Below are 15905 nucleotides of genomic sequence, written 5' to 3' on the forward strand. Positions count from 1 at the left end.
CCGGCGCACCGCAAACACCCGCGACGGGAAGCCGGTCTGGATCAGACCCCGTCGCGGCTGCCGAGAAGGAGCACCCGCTGCACCGAGAACATTGGGGCTACTGTACTCCGCACCCGCGCCCGTCACAAAACGCACTCCGCGTGGGCTTCCAGTGCCGCGAGCGCTCAGCCGGGTACGGTCCAGCGCCCTCGAAGTCAAGGATGAGCGCTCACCGAGGATGGAAGACAGCCGTACGAACCGGCGCTGGCTAAAGTTCGAGCCGTGAGGACACTTGGCCGGCGTTGGTGGGTGGCGATCGTCGTGGTCGTTGTCGTGGTCGTGGCGCTGGTGTACAGCCAGTTCCAGAAACCGCCGAAGGAGTGCGGCCCCGTGCTCGACCTGCTCGAGTACAACAAGTCGCAGAGCGAGTTGATCGGCGAGAAGAGCGAGGGCGCCGAGGGAGCGCCCACCGCGGCCGAGGAGATCGCCTATCGGGACTGGGCGGACGGGCTGGCCGAACGCGCCCGCAAGATCGACGCTCCGGAGCTCCGGTTCACCGCGGTGGAACTCGCCGATCTCGCCGCGATGTTCGTCCAGAAGATGCCCCAGGCCCGCGCGGAGACGGAATCCCGGGCACCCGGTGCGCCGGCGCCCGAGATCTATTACGAGATGTCGGCGATCGACGCGCAGATCCAGCACAAGACCGCAGAGTTGACCAAGGCTTGCTCCTGAGCACCCCATAAGCTGGCTGGCGTGTGCACACGTGTGGTTTATTTCGGGACGAATGATCGCAACGTCACCGGTCGCTCCATGGACTGGAAGTCCGAGATCGGGACGAACCTGTGGGCGCTGCCGCGCGGCGTCCACCGGACCGGCCAGGCGGGCGCCCACTCCGCCGAGTGGACGGCCAAGTACGGCAGCGTCGTCGCCACCGGATACGACATCAGCACCACCGACGGGGTGAACGAGGCCGGCCTCGCGGTCAACCTGTTGTGGCTGGCCGAATCGCAGTACCCCGCCGAAACCGCCGGCGGTCCCGCGGTCTCGCTCGCGCTGTGGGGGCAGTACGTGCTCGACAACTTCGCGACCGTCGACGAGGCGGTACAGGCGCTGCGCGCGACCCCGCTGCGGGTCGCCACCGCGGAGGTGCCGGGGCAACAGCGGATGGCGACGCTGCACCTGGCGATGTCGGACGCGAGCGGGGACAGCGCGATCGTCGAGTACATCGACGGTGAACAGGTCATCCACCACGGCAGGCAGTACCAGGTGATGACGAACTCGCCGACGTTCGACAAGCAGTTGGCGATCACCGAGTACTGGAAGCAGATCGGCGGCACCGTGATGCTGCCGGGCACCAACCGTGCCGCCGACCGTTTCGTGCGGGCCTCGTTCTACATCGACGCGGTCCCGAAGAGCGACGATCCGTTGCTGGCCGCCGCGACGGTGTTCAGCGTCGTGCGCAACGCGTCGGTGCCGTACGGGATCGCCACCTCGGACGAGCCCAACATCTCCAGCACGCGCTGGCGCACGGTCGTCGACCACAAGTCGCTGCGCTACTTCTTCGAGTCGGCGCTCTCGCCGAACACGTTCTGGGTGGAACTGCGCAAGCTCGACTTCTCCGCGGGCGCCCCGGCGCTGCGGCTGCCGCTCGGGGAGGGGGAGAAGACGATCTACGCCGGGGACGCCAGTTCGATGTTCGAGCGGGCCGAGCCGTTCGCTTTCCTGGGGGTGTGACCGCGGGATAAACCAGGTGCGCGCAGCCCTTATCCTTGTTGGGACCTTCTCCGGCACTTGAAAGGCTTGTTCAGTGGCGCTCGTCGTGCAGAAGTACGGCGGATCCTCGGTCTCCGACGCCGAGCGGATCCGCCGCGTCGCCGAGCGGATCGTTGAGACGAGAAAGCAGGGCAACGACGTAGTCGTGGTCGTCTCGGCGATGGGCGACACCACCGACGACCTGCTCGACCTGGCCAACCAGGTCTGCCCCGCGCCACCGGCGCGCGAGATGGACATGCTGCTGACCGCCGGTGAGCGGATCTCCAATGCGCTGGTGGCGATGGCCATTCACTCGCTGGGCGCCCAGGCGCGGTCTTTCACCGGATCGCAGGCCGGCGTGATCACCACCGGCATCCACGGCAACGCCAAGATCATCGACGTCACCCCCGGCCGGCTGCGCGACGCGCTCGACGAAGGGGTGATCGTGCTGGTTGCCGGTTTCCAGGGCGTCAGCCAGGACAGCAAGGACGTCACCACGCTGGGGCGGGGCGGCTCGGACACCACCGCGGTGGCGCTGGCCGCGGCGCTGAACGCCGACGTCTGCGAGATCTACACCGACGTCGACGGCATCTTCACCGCCGACCCGCGCATCGTGCCCAACGCCCGACACCTCGACCAGGTCAGCTTCGAGGAGATGCTCGAGATGGCGGCCTGCGGCGCGAAGGTGCTGATGCTGCGCTGTGTGGAGTACGCCCGTCGCTACCACGTGCCGATCCGCGTGCGCTCGTCATACTCGGACAATCCCGGCACCCTGGTGACCGGATCGATGGAGGACATACCCGTGGAAGACGCCATCCTGACCGGAGTCGCACACGACCGCAGTGAAGCCAAGGTCACCGTGGTCGGTATCCCCGACGTGCCCGGCTACGCCGCCAAGGTGTTCCGCGCGGTCGCTGACGCCGACATCAACATCGACATGGTCTTGCAGAACATCTCGAAGGTCGAGGACGGCAAGACCGACATCACCTTCACCTGCCCCCGCGACAACGGCCCGGCGGCGGTGCAGAAGCTCAGCTCGCTGCAGAGCGAGATCGGCTTCACCGGCGTGCTCTACGACGACCTCATCGGCAAGGTGTCGCTGGTGGGGGCCGGGATGAAGAGCCATCCCGGGGTGACCGCCAAGTTCTGCGAGACCCTGGCCGAGGTCGGGGTGAACATCGACCTGATCTCCACCTCGGAGATCCGGATCTCGGTGCTGGTCAAGGACACCGATCTGGACAAGGCGGTCGCCGCGCTGCACGAGGCGTTCGGCCTGGGCGGCGACGAGCAAGCCATGGTGTACGCGGGAACGGGGCGGTAATGGTCAACCTCGGTGTGATCGGTGCGACCGGTCAGGTCGGCCAGGTGATGCGAACGCTGTTGGAAGAGCGCGACTTTCCGGCGACCAGCGTGCGGTTCTTCGCGTCGGCGCGCTCGCAGGGCAAGAAGCTTCCGTTCCGCGGGCAGGAGATCGAGGTCGAGGACGCCGCGACCGCCGATCCCGCCGGCCTGGACATCGCGTTGTTCTCCGCGGGCGCGACGATGTCGCGCGTGCAGGCGCCGCGGTTCGCCGACGCGGGCGCCGTCGTGATCGACAACTCGTCGGCGTGGCGCAAGGACCCCGACGTGCCGCTGGTGGTCAGCGAGGTGAACTTCGCGCGCGACGTGCGCGGCGTATCGCTGAAGAAGGGGATCATCGCGAACCCGAACTGCACCACGATGGCGGCGATGCCGGTGCTCAAGCCGTTGCACGACGAAGCGGGCCTGGTGCGGATGATCGCGTCCACCTACCAGGCGGTGTCGGGCAGTGGCGTGGCCGGTGTGGAGGAGCTGTTCAGTCAGGCGAGCGCGGTCGTCGGCAGCAGCAGGGACTTGGTGTCCGACGGTGCCGCGCTGGACTTCCCGGCGCCCTCGACGTATGTGGCCCCGATCGCGTTCAACGTCGTCCCGCTGGCAGGTTCGTATGTCGACGACGACTCCGGTGAGACCGACGAGGATCAGAAGCTGCGCAACGAGAGCCGCAAGATCCTGGGCATCCCGGACCTCGCGGTGAGCGGGACATGCGTGCGAGTTCCGGTTTACACGGGGCATTCGCTGTCGTTGAACCTCGAGTTCTCGCAATCCCTTTCCGTTGCTGCGGCGTCCGAGGTGCTGGCTTCGGCCCCGGGTGTCAAGCTTGTCGACGTCCCGACGCCGCTGGCGGCCGCCGGTGAGGACGACTCGCTGGTCGGCCGCATCCGACAGGATCCCGGTGTGCCCGACGGGCGTGGGCTGGCGGTGTTCGTTTCCGGAGACAATCTTCGAAAGGGCGCGGCGCTCAACACGATCCAGATCGCCGAACTGCTGGCTCGAGGTTGATTTGCGCCGAAACGGTATTCCAGCAGGCCTTCTCTCGATATTTCTCTGCTGGAATACAGTTTCGGCGATCGGTGCCGCGGCGGCCCAGCCCGCGCCGATCCCCGGCCCGGTGTTGCCGCCCCTGGCGCCCGGACAAGTGATCCGCATCGGACCGACGGCCGGCACCGGTACACCGACACGCGATTACGGTGTGGGTGCCACGGACCTGTGCGAGTTCATGGAGTTTCCGAGCGGCATCCTGCAGGTGTGCGGCGACAGTTTCGCCGGGCAGGGTGTCGGCTACGGCGGCTGGTTCTCACCGATCGCCTTGCACGTCGAGACGGATTCGCTCAGCGATCCGACCGGCGTGCGCTACGACGGCGTGACCGGGACCGACCGGCCGCTGCTGGCCGATCCGACCCCTGCGGGTATGTCGCAACTGCCCGCAGGTGTCGTCCAGATCAACCGGGAGAACTACATGATGGTCACCACGGTGCGGGAGCTGAAGCCCGAGTCGTCGAGGTTGGTCAAACCAGATCCGGCGCGGGGCAATTGGCCGACGGTGCCGGGGTCCGAACGTGCGGCGGACTACGCCGACGGTCGGCAGTCCCAGATCAGCGGCTACTACGACCCGATACCGCGGGCCGACTCGCAGAGCGGGTGGGTGTACATCGTGGCCAACAACTTCGACCGGAGCGAGCCGCTGGTGCTGTACCGGGCCACACCGGAGCAATTCGAGGACCGGTCCAGCTGGCAGGGCTGGTCGGCGGTTTCGGGTTGGGGTCAACCGCCCACACCGCTGTGGCCGGACTTAATCGGCGAGATGAGCATCCGGCAGATTGACGGCAAGACGGTGCTGTCGTACTTCAACGCCACGACCGGCAACATGGAAATGCGCGTGGCCAACGATCCCACCGGGCTGGGCACCGCGCCGATGACGTCCGTCGTCGTCGCCTCCGAGTGGCCGTACCCGGTGGATCATCTCGGGCCGCCGGAGAACAACCGGCTGGCCCAACCGTACGGCGGCTACATCTCACCGGGTTCGGCGCTGGACGAGGTGCGAATTTTCGTCAGCCAATGGAACACCGGCCCGCGCGGCGGGTCGCCCTACCGGGTGATCCAATTTGCGGTGAACCCGTACCAGCCCTAGGCAGCTAATTCCGCTGTGAAACAACACTTTTCGAAGTCAAACAGGACGGCGCCCGGGTTTTCGCTTTGCCCGCGGCGGACGCGACACCGGAGGACACTGCAAGAGTGCAGGAACGCCGTGATCGACGCCTCCGCACACCACTAGTTCAACACAGTGCTAGGAGGAACGAATGAAATATGCCATGACGTGGACGAACCGTCTCGGGGGCTCGGGTAAGGAGAATGAGGAAGGCGTGCGGCGTGCTCTCGAATTGTTTTCGAAGTGGCAACCGCCCGCAGGCATGACTTTCCACCAGTTCGTCGGCCGCCTGGACGGAGAAGGCGGGTTCGCCATCGTGGAGACCGACAATCCGACCGAGCTCCTCACGGAAACGTCGAAGTTCGCCCCGTTCAACGTGTTCAACATCCATCCAGTAGTGGACATGAACGACTGGGCACAAGCGGCCCAAGGAGGCATCGACTTCAGAGCCTCGTTCGCCTGAATCGCCTTATGAACTGATGGGGTCGGCGTGATGGCCGGCCCCATCGTCGGTCGGTGAACCTGTTCAAGCCCCGGTCAGGCGACGCTGCCGACCTGGTGGGCCGACTCGCCAATCGTCGCTCCGCTGTCCCCGATGATCGTCCGCATCAACGCCTTGTGTTCGCGGTCCCCGCGCGCCGTCGCGCGGCCGATACCGCCCGGCAAGGCCACGGCGGCCACGCTTCGGCCGAGGTTCACAGGCAGTCGTAACGCCGGATACCAGGGCACATGGGGCCGCAGACCCAGAGCACGCATGGTGCGGGGACCCAAGAAGCCACTGGTGACCGAAAGATGTTGAGCCCGTGCGATGCGACGCCGGATCGTGGGCATGGTGTCGTAATGCCAGATCATGGGGTCGTCGGCCATCGGGACAGCCAACTGCCGCGACGACTCGTCGGGCTCGGCGAGTGCGCCGAGGGTGTGGTAGAGCACCCGGATGCTGTCGCGAAATCCGCGCGGCAGCCACTCGTCCTCCACCCCCATCAGCCATCCGACGTAGCGAGTCAAGTGAGCGATGGCGTCATAGTCTTTGGGCCGCAACACGATCCCCATCCCCATCACGCCGACGGCGGGTGCGACGAGCGCGCCGATCAGCGTCGCCGCCATATCGGTCTGGTTGATCGGGACGCCCCACTCATCGGCGCGCCAGTCCGGCATCGCGGCGACATGTCGGCGCACCAGTCCGTGGATCAGCCGAACCCGCAGGGTGGACCGATAGCCGGCACCCAGCCGCTCGAGCCCGCCTTCTGAGATGACGTCCATCGCCCACTGCATCGTCTCGGCGAAGCGCTTGTTCGAGCCCTTCTCCAGCGCGCCGGTGCGCAGCAGCGTCTTGTTGAACCCGGAGAACTGGTAGCCGCCGAGAAGGGAGACGTCACGCGCGACGTACATTCCGTCGGCGCCGCCGCGCCGCAGCGCACGCTGCCCTCGGCGCAGCTTCGCCGAGTCGACCCACGCGGGGAGGGCTTCCACCCGTGCGAAGAAGACGCGCAGCGGTTCCGGCGCTTCGGGTGCCGCGTCGATGCCATGGGTGAGCGCCCGGTCGAACAACGGCCGTGTCTGCTTGATCCCGGCGTCGGTCATCCACTCCACGAGGCGGTCCATCGGTTCGTCGCCGACGGTCAGCCGTTCGCCCAGCCTGTCCCACTGCTGTGCCGTCGGTACGCCGATGTTCAACACCGTTGCCATGGCGCGGATGCTGGCCGGCACCGGCCGGGGACGCTCCGGATGACGCGCCGGGACAGGCTGTTCCATCATCTCGGTTCCCTTCGAGCCAGAGTCTGACAACGCGTGTAGTCGAAAGTAGGCCGCGCGCTCAGCGGATGTCAATCGGCGCATTCACAGCCGGCTCATAGGCGGCGCATGACGGGCTCATCGAAACCACCCGCAAGATGTCAGGTATGAGCGAAACGCCATCCGAACCCGCAACCGCTACCACTGCCGAGCATGACGTCACGCCGGTGCGCCAGGAACCGCGCCGCTCCAGGCTCGGTGCCGCCGCCGCCTGGGTCGGCATCGTCGCCGGCGTGGTGTTCGTCGTCGCGGTGATCTTCTTTTCCGGTTTCATCCTTGGCGCACACTCCGGGGGCCACCACCGCGGCGGGCATCCTGGCGGCCACGATCGCGACGCCGGGAACTTCCACCGGGGGCCGCCACCGGGATTTCCGATGGGGCCGCGCGGGGAGTTCGAACGTCCGTCGGTCGGCGGTCCTGGCGCGCCGGGCGGCCCACGCTTCCAGCCGCCGCAACCGCCACAGTCGCCCGAGGCGCCGACCACGACTGCGCCGGCACGACCGTAACAACATTCGAACTCGAGGGCCGGCATCGCCGTCGATGGCCGGCATGGGCACGGGCATCAGTACACCCGGGAGCATTTGAACCGGCGCCCTCATCGCGTCCTCGACGTGATGTTTGGGATCGATCCACTCAGGAGACTCCACCTTGAATGAGGCGGCGCAGCCCAATGCCGTCCGATTCGAGGAGTGACGCCTGATGACCGACAAGTACACGACCAACGACGCGGGCAATCCCGCCCCGAGCGATGACAACTCGCTGACCGTCGGGCCGGACGGTCCAATCCTGCTCCAGGACCACTATCTGATCGAGCAGATGGCCAACTTCAACCGGGAGCGCATTCCGGAGCGCCAGCCGCACGCCAAGGGCGCCGGTGCGTTTGGCTACTTCGAGGTGACCAACGACGTCAGCAAGTACACCAGGGCCGCGGTGTTCCAACCCGGCACCAAGACCGAGATGCTGGCCCGATTCTCCACCGTGGCAGGTGAGCGCGGTAGCCCGGACACGTGGCGCGACCCGCGTGGGTTCGCGCTGAAGTTCTACACCTCAGCGGGCAACCTCGACCTGGTCTGCAACAACACGCCGGTTTTCTTCATGCGCGACCCGTTGAAGTTCCAGCACTTCATCCGATCGCAGAAACGACTGCAAAAGAACAACTTGCGTGACAACAACATGCAGTGGGACTTCTGGAGCCTCTCACCGGAGTCCGCGCATCAGGTCACCTGGCTGATGGGCGACCGGGGTATTCCGAAGACGTGGCGGCACATGAACGGCTACAGCAGCCACACCTACAGCTGGATCAATGCCGACGGCGAGATCTTCTGGGTGAAGTACCACTTCAAGACCGACCAGGGCATCGACTTCCTTACCCAGAAAGAGGCCGACGTGCTGGCGGGCGAGGACACCGATTACCACACCAGGGACCTCTACGAGGCGATCGAGGGCGGTGATCACCCGAGTTGGACACTGAAGGTGCAGATCATGCCGTTCGAAGAGGCCAAGACCTACCGGTACAACCCCTTCGATCTGACCAAGGTGTGGCCGCACGGCGACTACCCGCTGATCGACGTCGGCAAGATGGTGCTCAACCGCAACGTCACCGATTTCCACACCGAGATGGAGCAGGCGGCGTTCGAGCCGAACAACATCGTCCCCGGCACCGGGTTGAGCCCGGACAAGATGCTGCTGGCCCGCGGGTTCTCCTACGCCGATGCGCACCGAGCCCGCCTCGGGGTGAACTACAAGCAGATTCCGGTGAATTCACCGCACGTGGAGGTGAACAGCTACTCCAAGGACGGCGTGATGCGGGTTCAGAACGTCACCGACCCGGTGTACGCGCCGAACTCCTACGGTGGTCCCCAGGCCGACGAGGCGCGGGCCGCCGAGGTGCGCTGGATGTCCGACGGCGACATGGTCCGCGCCGCATACACGTTGCGTCCGGACGACGACGACTGGGGCCAGCCCGGCACGCTCGTCCGCGACGTACTCGACGATGCCGCGCGGGACCGTCTGGCCTCCAACATCATTGGCAGCTTGTCCGATGGTGTGCGGGAACCGGTACTGTCGCGGGCGTTCGAGTACTGGCGCAACGTCGACGCCGATCTCGGAAAGAAGGTCGAGGAGGGGGTGCGGGCCAAGTCCGGCGGCGGAAAGTGACGGGGCTCTTGCCGTCCGCGGCCAGGCTGGCATGATCGAGCCCATGAGTATCGAAGCCATCTACACCGCAGAATCCACCGCGTCCGGAGGCGGCCGCGACGGCCACGTGAGGTCCTCGGACGGCAAGCTGGACCTGGACACCCGTCCGCCCAAGGAGATGGGTGGCAGTGGCGAAGGCGTCAACCCCGAACTGCTGTTCTCAGCCGGATACGCCGCGTGCTTCCTGGGCGCCTTGCGGCTGGTGGCCAAGAACGAGAACGTGCAGCTCGATGATGCCACGGCGGTCACGGTGCAGATCGGCATCGGCAAGCATGAGACCAGTTTCGGGCTGAGCGTTGACATCATCGGATACCTGCCCGGCATCGAGCAGGGCCAGGCCGAAGATCTGATGAACAAGGCCAACCAGGTCTGCCCATACTCGAAGGCCACTCGCGGCAACATCGACGTCAAAACGTCAGCCAAGGTCTGATCCCGGTGCGGTTCGCGGCCGCAGCGCTCGCCGTCGCGGCGGCGCTCGTGTTCGCCGCCCCGGTATACGGCCGCCCTTCGGATCCGGGCGTGGTGAACTATGCCGTGCTCCCGAAGGGATCGGTGGGCAATATCGTCGGCGCGACAATGCGATTTGAGTCGGTGTTCTCGGAACCGGTGCAGACGTTCTTCGTCGACAACCCGGCGTGCAACAACTGGGCCGACATCGGCCTGCCCGACGTCTACTCCGATCCCGACCTCGCGGCGTTCAACGGTGCGGTGACCCAGGAGTCGGCCGGCGACGCGACGCATCTCGTCAAGCAGGCGGTCGGTGTGTTCGCGACGAGCGACGCGGCCGACCGGGCCTTCCGTCGCGTCGTCGACCGCACTGTCGGCTGCAATGGGCAGACCTCCGCGATGCACCTGGACAACTTCACCACTCAGGTCTGGACCTTCACCGGCGGTCCCGCCTCGGCGACGGACGCCGACTGGGTCAAACAGGAGGCGGGGACGGATCGGCGTTGCTTCACCACCACCCGCAAGCGCGAAAACGTCCTGCTGCAAGCGAAGGTCTGCCAGTCTGGTAACGGCGGTCCCGCGGTGAACGTCCTTGCCGGCGCGATGCAGAACGCTCTCGGCCAGTAGCCGAGCCGGATTCGGTCATTTGTAACGAACGCGTCATCGGAAAACCGCGAGACTTGTCGGTCCCGTCTGGAAGATGGTTGAAGGGGGCGATCGGTCCAAACCCGGAAGGGGATGGTAGGGATGACCACCACCATCACGTCCGGGTTGGACGACGCGCACCCGTCGCCAGCTGTCGCAGCGGAGCTGTCCAGCGCTGACGCCGCTGCGCAACATGTTGGGGGCAATTGTCTGCGCGACGGCTCGGTGGGCCGGGTGGGCCTTGAGATCGAGGCGCATTGCTTCGACCTGGCCGACCCCATGCGCAGGCCGGATTGGGATCACCTCACCGCAACCATCGCCGGACTTCCGCCACTACCGGGTGCCAGCAGAGTGACCGTTGAACCCGGTGGCGCCGTTGAACTCTCCGGCCCGCCGCTGCCGGGGCCGCTCGCCGCGATCAACGCGATGGCCACCGATCACGTGGTTCTTCGAGCGGCGTTCGCCCACGCCGGGCTAGGGCTGGCACTGCTGGGCGCCGACCCGCTGCGTCCCCCACAGCGGGTCAATCCCGGTGCGCGCTACCGCGCGATGGAAGCCTTCTTCGAGGCCAGCGATACCGGTGTTGCCGGTGCGGCGATGATGACCTCGACGGCGTCGGTTCAGGTCAACCTCGACGCGGGTCCGCGCGACGGCTGGGCGGACCGGGTCCGGCTCGCGCACGCGCTCGGACCGACGATGATCGCGATCGCGGCGAACTCGCCGCTGCTGAGCGGACGGTTCTCCGGCTGGCAGTCCGCTCGGCAACGGGTGTGGGGGCAACTGGATTCGGCCCGCTGCGGTCCCGTACTCGGCGAGAGCGGCGACGACCCGGCCAGCGACTGGGCCCGATATGCGCTCAGGGCACCGGTGATGCTCGTCAATCACCCCGGAGCCGACGCCGAACCGGTCACCGAATGGGTGCCGTTCGCCGACTGGGCCGACGGCCGGGTGTCGCTCGGCGGACGTCGACCCACCGAGGCCGACCTCGACTACCACCTGACGACCCTGTTCCCTCCGGTTCGGCCGCGCCAGTGGCTCGAGATCCGCTACCTCGACAGCGTGCCGGACGCCGTCTGGCCCGCGGTTGCGTTCACCATCACCACCCTGCTCGACGACCCGGCCGCCGCCGCCATCGCCGCCGAAGCCACCGAACCCGTCGCAACCGCATGGGACCGGGCCGCCCAGATCGGCCTCGGCGACCGGCACCTACGATCGGCCGCCCAACGATGCGTGCGCACCGCCGCCGACCGGGCACCGGCCGAACTCGAGGAATCGATGCGACAGTTGGTGCGTTCGGTCGAAATGGGACGGTGTCCGGCCGACGACTTCAGCGACCGGGTCGTCGACTACGGGATCGCGTCCGCGGTCACCCAACTGGCACGGGGGGCGATGTGACCTCACGCGAAACGATCGCGCGCGAACTCACCAAAGCCCGCGAGCGCACGCTACGGCTTGTCGACCTCGACGACGCGGAACTGGGCCGCCAGTACAGCCCGCTGATGAGCCCGCTGGTGTGGGACCTCGCCCATATCGGCCAGCAGGAGGAGCTGTGGCTACTGCGCGACGGGGATCCAAGGCGGCCCGGCGTGCTCAGCCCCGACGTCGAACGGCTCTACGACGCGTTCGCCAACTCCCGCGCCAGCCGGGCCAACCTTCCGCTGCTACCGCCGTCGGACGCCAGGGCGTTCTGCTGCACCGTGCGTAACCGGGTGCTCGACACACTCGATGCGCTGCCCGACGTGAGCCCGGGGTTCGGCTTCGCCCTGGTGATCAGCCACGAGAATCAGCACGACGAAACCATGCTGCAGGCGCTGAACCTGCGATCCGGGCCACCGCTGCTGGACACCGGAACGCCGCTGCCCCCCGGACGCCCCGACGTGACGGGCACATCGGTACTGGTAACGGGCGGTGAATTCGTGCTCGGCGTGGACGCGGTCACCGAACCGGATTCGCTGGACAACGAACGCCCGGCACACCTAGTCGACGTGCCCGCCTTCCGCATCGGACGCGTACCGGTCACCAACGGGGAGTGGCGCCGGTTCGTCGAGGACGGCGGCTACGACAATCCGCGCTGGTGGTCGCGCCGCGGCTGGGCGCATCGGATCGAGGCAGGCCTGCGGGCGCCACAGTTCTGGAACCAGGACGGCACCCGCACAAGGTTCGGCCACGTCGAGAGCATCCCAGCCGACGAGCCGGTCCAGCATGTCACGTTCTTCGAAGCCGAGGCCTACGCCGCATGGGTGGGTGCCCGGCTGCCCACCGAGGCGGAGTGGGAGAAAGCCTGCGCGTGGGATCCCGCGGCCGGTGCCCGTCGCCGCTATCCCTGGGGCGCAACCGAACCCGACGCGACCCTGGCCAACCTCGGCGGCGACGCACTGCGTCCGGCACCGGTCGGGGCCTATCCCGCGGGCGCCTCCGCCTACGGCGTCGAGCAGATGCTCGGCGACGTGTGGGAATGGACGACGTCGCCGCTGCGGCCGTGGCCGGGGTTCACGCCGATGATCTACGACCGCTACTCACAACCGTTCTTCGAGGGCGACTACAAAGTGCTGCGTGGTGGGTCGTGGGCCGTCGCGCCGAGCGTGCTGCGGCCCAGCTTCCGCAACTGGGACCATCCGGTCCGCCGCCAGATCTTCTCCGGTGTGCGGCTGGCCTGGGACGTTTGATGTGCAGGCATCTGGGGTGGCTCGGCGAACCCGTGTCGGTGGCCTCGCTGGTCATCGAACCCACCAACGGCCTTCTGGTGCAGTCGTACTCACCGCGTCGCCAGAAACACGGGCTGATGAACGCCGACGGTTGGGGCGTCGGGTTCTACTCACCCGATCTGCCTGGCGGCACGCCTTGCCGGTGGCGCAGCGCCACCCCGATGTGGAGTGACGCCTCGCTTGCGTCGGTGGCACCCGCACTGCGCAGCGGCTGTGTCGTCGCCGCGGTGCGCTCGGCGACCGTCGGCATGCCGATCGAGGCGACCGCAGCGGCGCCGTTCACCGACGGCCACTGGCTGCTCTCGCACAACGGTCTGGTCGATCGCGCGGTCCTACCGCCTTCGGCGAGCGCCGAGTCGACCAACGACAGCGCCCTGCTCGCGGCGCTGATCTTCGACCGCGGCCTCGACGCACTGGGCGACACCATCGTCGAGGTCGCCGCCGTAGATCCCAATGCGAGGTTGAACATATTGGCGGGTAACGGATCTCGTCTGCTCGCTACCGCCTGGGGTGACACGCTGTCGGCGCTACGGCGTTCGGACGGGGTCGTGCTGGCCAGCGAACCCTACGACGACGACCCGGGTTGGCAGGAGATCCCGGATCGACACCTTGTCGACGTCACGCCTTCGCGCGTGCAACTGGTCCCACTGAGAGGATCCCGATGACAGTCCAACGAGGAGCGGACGCGGATTGCGCAGGCACGCCGTCGCTGTCGAACCACCTGTCCGCCGACTCGGCAGCGACCGCGCTGCGCCGAGACGTGCTCGACGGTCTGACATCATCACCGAAATCGTTGCCACCCAAGTGGTTTTATGACTCCGTCGGCAGCGACCTGTTCGACCAGATCACCCGGCTGCCCGAGTACTACCCGACGCGGGCCGAGGCCGAGATCCTCAGGGACCGGGCGGACGAAATCGCCGAGGCTTCGGGCGCCGACACGCTGGTGGAACTGGGCAGCGGTACGTCGGAGAAGACCCGCATGCTGCTCGACGCGCTACACGAGCGTGAATCGCTGCGCCGGTTCATCCCGTTCGACGTCGACGCCAGCGTGCTCGCCGCCGCCGGGTCGGCCATCCAGAGCGAGTATCCCGGTATCGAGATCGACGCGGTGTGCGGGGATTTCGAGGAGCACCTGGGCCAGATCCCCAGCGTGGGCCGTCGCCTCGTCGCTTTCCTGGGATCGACGATCGGAAACCTCACCCCGGGCCCGCGCGCCGACTTCCTGGCTGCCCTTTCGGAGATGCTGCGACCCGGTGACAGCCTGCTGCTGGGCGCCGATCTGGTGAAGGACACCGACCGCCTGGTACGCGCCTACGACGACAGCGCGGGTGTCACCGCGACGTTCAACCGCAACGTGCTGGCAGTGGTCAACCGCGAACTGCACGCCGATTTCGATCTCGACGCGTTCGCCCATGTGGCGAAGTGGAACGCGGACCAAGAACGTATCGAGATGTGGCTGCGCGCCACCGAAGCGCAACGGGTCCATGTGCGCGATCTCGAACTGACTGCCGAGTTCGCGGCCGGTGAGGAGATGCTGACGGAGGTGTCGTGCAAGTTCCGGCCCGACGGCATCGAGGCCGAACTGGCCGCGGCCGGGCTACCGCTCACCCACTGGTGGACCGACGCCGGAGGAGACTTCGGACTGACCTTGTCGACGAAATGACCCTCGCGCAGCGGTGGCGGTCGGCCCGGCCGGCGGTCGCCGGCGTGCACCTGGACAGCGCGGCCTGCTCGCGCCAGAGCATGGCGGCGATGGACGCCGCCGGCCAGCACGCCCGCCATGAAGCCGAAGCCGGCGGTTACGTCGCCGCCGAGGCCGCCGCGCCGGTGCTCGACGCCGGGCGGGCGGCGATCGCCGCATTGACCGGGCTGGCGAGCACCGACATCGTGTTCACCACCGGCGCCAACAACGCGTTGGACCTGCTGCTCGGCGCCTGGCCCGGTGACCGGATCCTGGCGTGCCTGCCCGGCGAGTACGGTCCGAACCTGGCGATCATGGCGGCCAACGGGTTCGCCGTTCGCGCGCTGCCCGCCGATCGCGATGGCCGGCTCGACCTGGAGGGCGCTGCTCGCGAACTGGCCGCCGATCCGCCCGCGTTGGTGCACCTGACGGCGCTGGCCAGCCACCGCGGCCTGGCGCAGCCGGTGTCGGCGCTGGCCGGCGTTTGCAGGAACTCCGGTGTGGCGCTGGTGGTCGACGCCGCCCAGGCGCTGGGACATCTCGACTGTGCGGTAACGCCGGCGGCGATCTATGGTTCGTCGCGGAAATGGCTCGCGGGCCCGCGTGGGGTGGGGTTCCTGGGGATCCACCCAGAGCTCGCGCAGCGGTTGCGGCCGCGGCTGCCACCGCCGGGCTGGAACCTCTCCTCGACCGTCCTGCAGCGCCTCGAGCATGGTGAGGCGAATATCGCTGCCCGAGTGGGCTTTTCGGTAGCGTTGGGCGAGCACCTGGCCGAACACCCCGACCAGGTGCGGACCCGGCTGGCGGAGGTGGGCAGGCTGACCCGCGACGCCGTGGCCGGGTTGCGTGGGTGGCGGGTCGTCGAGCCGCGCGACGAGCCGACCGCGATCACGACGCTGGCCCCGACGGACGGCGCCGATCCGCGCAGGGTCCGCGCCGGCCTGATCGCCGAGCACGGGATCGTCACGACCTACGCCGACGTCCAGCGTGCTCCGTTCGAGATGACGACACCGCTGCTTCGGGCGTCGCCCCACGTCGACGTCACTCCCGAGGAACTCGCGCTGTTCGCCGAGGCTTTGTCGGCCAGCACTCGACGGGTGTGACGTCCGCCAGGCGGACGCGTGCCGTCATGTCTTGTGCAGAAGCGGCAGCGGTCGGGTACAAGAGAGAAAGGTAGCGAAAGGGACGAGTGAGCAACCGT

General features: G+C 67.4%; 16 protein-coding genes. 15 read left to right on the forward strand and 1 reads right to left on the reverse strand.

The features are described 5' to 3' along the window. Window positions 1-261: 261 nt before the first annotated feature. The 6 genes from QGN32_RS13260 to QGN32_RS13285 all read left to right on the forward strand — a co-directional run bounded on the left by QGN32_RS13260 (window position 262) and on the right by QGN32_RS13285 (window position 5699). Window positions 262-711: a hypothetical protein gene (locus tag QGN32_RS13260; protein WP_326544851.1), complete on the forward strand. Its 450-nt coding sequence runs from the start codon at window positions 262-264 to the stop codon at window positions 709-711. Between the two features lie 21 nt (window positions 712-732). Beyond that, complete coding sequence (locus QGN32_RS13265; protein WP_326544852.1) at window positions 733-1713, forward strand: linear amide C-N hydrolase; 981 nt, start codon at window positions 733-735, stop codon at window positions 1711-1713. 73 nt (window positions 1714-1786) lie between these two features. After that, entirely contained in the window at window positions 1787-3052 is a 1266-nt protein-coding gene (locus QGN32_RS13270) for an aspartate kinase (protein ID WP_326544853.1), read from the forward strand. Continuing rightward, on the forward strand, window positions 3052-4089 hold the full coding sequence (locus tag QGN32_RS13275) for an aspartate-semialdehyde dehydrogenase (RefSeq protein ID WP_326544854.1): 1038 nt from the start codon (window positions 3052-3054) through the stop codon (window positions 4087-4089). Before QGN32_RS13270 ends, QGN32_RS13275 begins: the two co-directional genes overlap by 1 nt. A gap of 37 nt (window positions 4090-4126) precedes the next feature. Continuing rightward, the gene (locus tag QGN32_RS13280) at window positions 4127-5218 is read left to right on the forward strand and encodes a DUF4185 domain-containing protein (RefSeq protein WP_326549055.1); all 1092 of its coding nucleotides are present in this window, start codon (window positions 4127-4129) and stop codon (window positions 5216-5218) included. 169 nt (window positions 5219-5387) lie between these two features. Further along, complete coding sequence (locus QGN32_RS13285; RefSeq protein ID WP_326544855.1) at window positions 5388-5699, forward strand: DUF3303 domain-containing protein; 312 nt, start codon at window positions 5388-5390, stop codon at window positions 5697-5699. Between the two features lie 74 nt (window positions 5700-5773). Here the strand turns inward: QGN32_RS13285 and QGN32_RS13290 are convergent, their stop codons facing one another. Then, window positions 5774-6991 (reverse strand): oxygenase MpaB family protein, encoded by a 1218-nt coding sequence (locus QGN32_RS13290; RefSeq protein ID WP_326544856.1) that lies wholly within the window; start codon window positions 6989-6991, stop codon window positions 5774-5776. A 146-nt stretch (window positions 6992-7137) separates the two neighbouring features. On the opposite strand from QGN32_RS13290, the gene QGN32_RS13295 reads away from it, so the two are divergent. From QGN32_RS13295 to egtE, 9 genes are all read left to right on the forward strand, one after another. After that, the gene (locus QGN32_RS13295; protein WP_442791696.1) at window positions 7138-7536 is read left to right on the forward strand and encodes a hypothetical protein; all 399 of its coding nucleotides are present in this window, start codon (window positions 7138-7140) and stop codon (window positions 7534-7536) included. 193 nt (window positions 7537-7729) lie between these two features. After that, on the forward strand, window positions 7730-9187 hold the full coding sequence (locus QGN32_RS13300; RefSeq protein ID WP_326544858.1) for a catalase: 1458 nt from the start codon (window positions 7730-7732) through the stop codon (window positions 9185-9187). Between the two features lie 43 nt (window positions 9188-9230). After that, the gene (locus tag QGN32_RS13305; protein WP_326544859.1) at window positions 9231-9656 is read left to right on the forward strand and encodes an organic hydroperoxide resistance protein; all 426 of its coding nucleotides are present in this window, start codon (window positions 9231-9233) and stop codon (window positions 9654-9656) included. Between the two features lie 5 nt (window positions 9657-9661). Beyond that, entirely contained in the window at window positions 9662-10300 is a 639-nt protein-coding gene (locus tag QGN32_RS13310) for a sensor domain-containing protein (RefSeq protein ID WP_442791697.1), read from the forward strand. A gap of 120 nt (window positions 10301-10420) precedes the next feature. Further along, window positions 10421-11713, forward strand: a complete 1293-nt coding sequence (gene egtA / locus QGN32_RS13315; RefSeq protein ID WP_326544860.1) for an ergothioneine biosynthesis glutamate--cysteine ligase EgtA — start codon at window positions 10421-10423, stop codon at window positions 11711-11713. Continuing rightward, window positions 11710-12984 carry an ergothioneine biosynthesis protein EgtB gene (gene egtB, locus QGN32_RS13320; RefSeq protein WP_326544861.1) on the forward strand — a complete coding sequence of 425 codons (1275 nt, stop codon included), beginning with the start codon at window positions 11710-11712 and terminating at the stop codon, window positions 12982-12984. The genes egtA and egtB overlap by 4 nt, the downstream gene beginning before the upstream one ends. Next, window positions 12984-13688, forward strand: a complete 705-nt coding sequence (egtC, locus tag QGN32_RS13325) for an ergothioneine biosynthesis protein EgtC (protein ID WP_326544862.1) — start codon at window positions 12984-12986, stop codon at window positions 13686-13688. The genes egtB and egtC overlap by 1 nt, the downstream gene beginning before the upstream one ends. Beyond that, window positions 13685-14686 carry an L-histidine N(alpha)-methyltransferase gene (egtD, locus tag QGN32_RS13330; RefSeq protein ID WP_326544863.1) on the forward strand — a complete coding sequence of 334 codons (1002 nt, stop codon included), beginning with the start codon at window positions 13685-13687 and terminating at the stop codon, window positions 14684-14686. Before egtC ends, egtD begins: the two co-directional genes overlap by 4 nt. Further along, window positions 14683-15807 carry an ergothioneine biosynthesis PLP-dependent enzyme EgtE gene (gene egtE, locus QGN32_RS13335; protein WP_326544864.1) on the forward strand — a complete coding sequence of 375 codons (1125 nt, stop codon included), beginning with the start codon at window positions 14683-14685 and terminating at the stop codon, window positions 15805-15807. Before egtD ends, egtE begins: the two co-directional genes overlap by 4 nt. The last annotated feature ends 98 nt before the right edge of the window (window positions 15808-15905 follow it).

Source organism: Mycolicibacterium sp. ND9-15 (genome assembly GCF_035918395.1).
In the GTDB taxonomy this organism is placed as follows: Bacteria; Actinomycetota; Actinomycetes; order Mycobacteriales; family Mycobacteriaceae; genus Mycobacterium.

What these genes read in the sequence shown, in the direction of transcription:
- QGN32_RS13275 (WP_326544854.1), top strand. Translation starts at nt 3,052, where the DNA reads ATGGTCAACCTCGGTGTGATCGGTGCGACCGGTCAGGTCGGCCAGGTG.
- QGN32_RS13285 (WP_326544855.1), top strand. Translation starts at nt 5,388, where the DNA reads ATGAAATATGCCATGACGTGGACGAACCGTCTCGGGGGCTCGGGTAAG.
- QGN32_RS13290 (WP_326544856.1), bottom strand. Translation starts at nt 6,991, where the DNA reads ATGGAACAGCCTGTCCCGGCGCGTCATCCGGAGCGTCCCCGGCCGGTG.
- QGN32_RS13295 (WP_442791696.1), top strand. Translation starts at nt 7,138, where the DNA reads ATGAGCGAAACGCCATCCGAACCCGCAACCGCTACCACTGCCGAGCAT.
- QGN32_RS13300 (WP_326544858.1), top strand. Translation starts at nt 7,730, where the DNA reads ATGACCGACAAGTACACGACCAACGACGCGGGCAATCCCGCCCCGAGC.
- QGN32_RS13305 (WP_326544859.1), top strand. Translation starts at nt 9,231, where the DNA reads ATGAGTATCGAAGCCATCTACACCGCAGAATCCACCGCGTCCGGAGGC.
- egtA (WP_326544860.1), top strand. Translation starts at nt 10,421, where the DNA reads ATGACCACCACCATCACGTCCGGGTTGGACGACGCGCACCCGTCGCCA.
- egtC (WP_326544862.1), top strand. Translation starts at nt 12,984, where the DNA reads ATGTGCAGGCATCTGGGGTGGCTCGGCGAACCCGTGTCGGTGGCCTCG.
- egtD (WP_326544863.1), top strand. Translation starts at nt 13,685, where the DNA reads ATGACAGTCCAACGAGGAGCGGACGCGGATTGCGCAGGCACGCCGTCG.
- egtE (WP_326544864.1), top strand. Translation starts at nt 14,683, where the DNA reads ATGACCCTCGCGCAGCGGTGGCGGTCGGCCCGGCCGGCGGTCGCCGGC.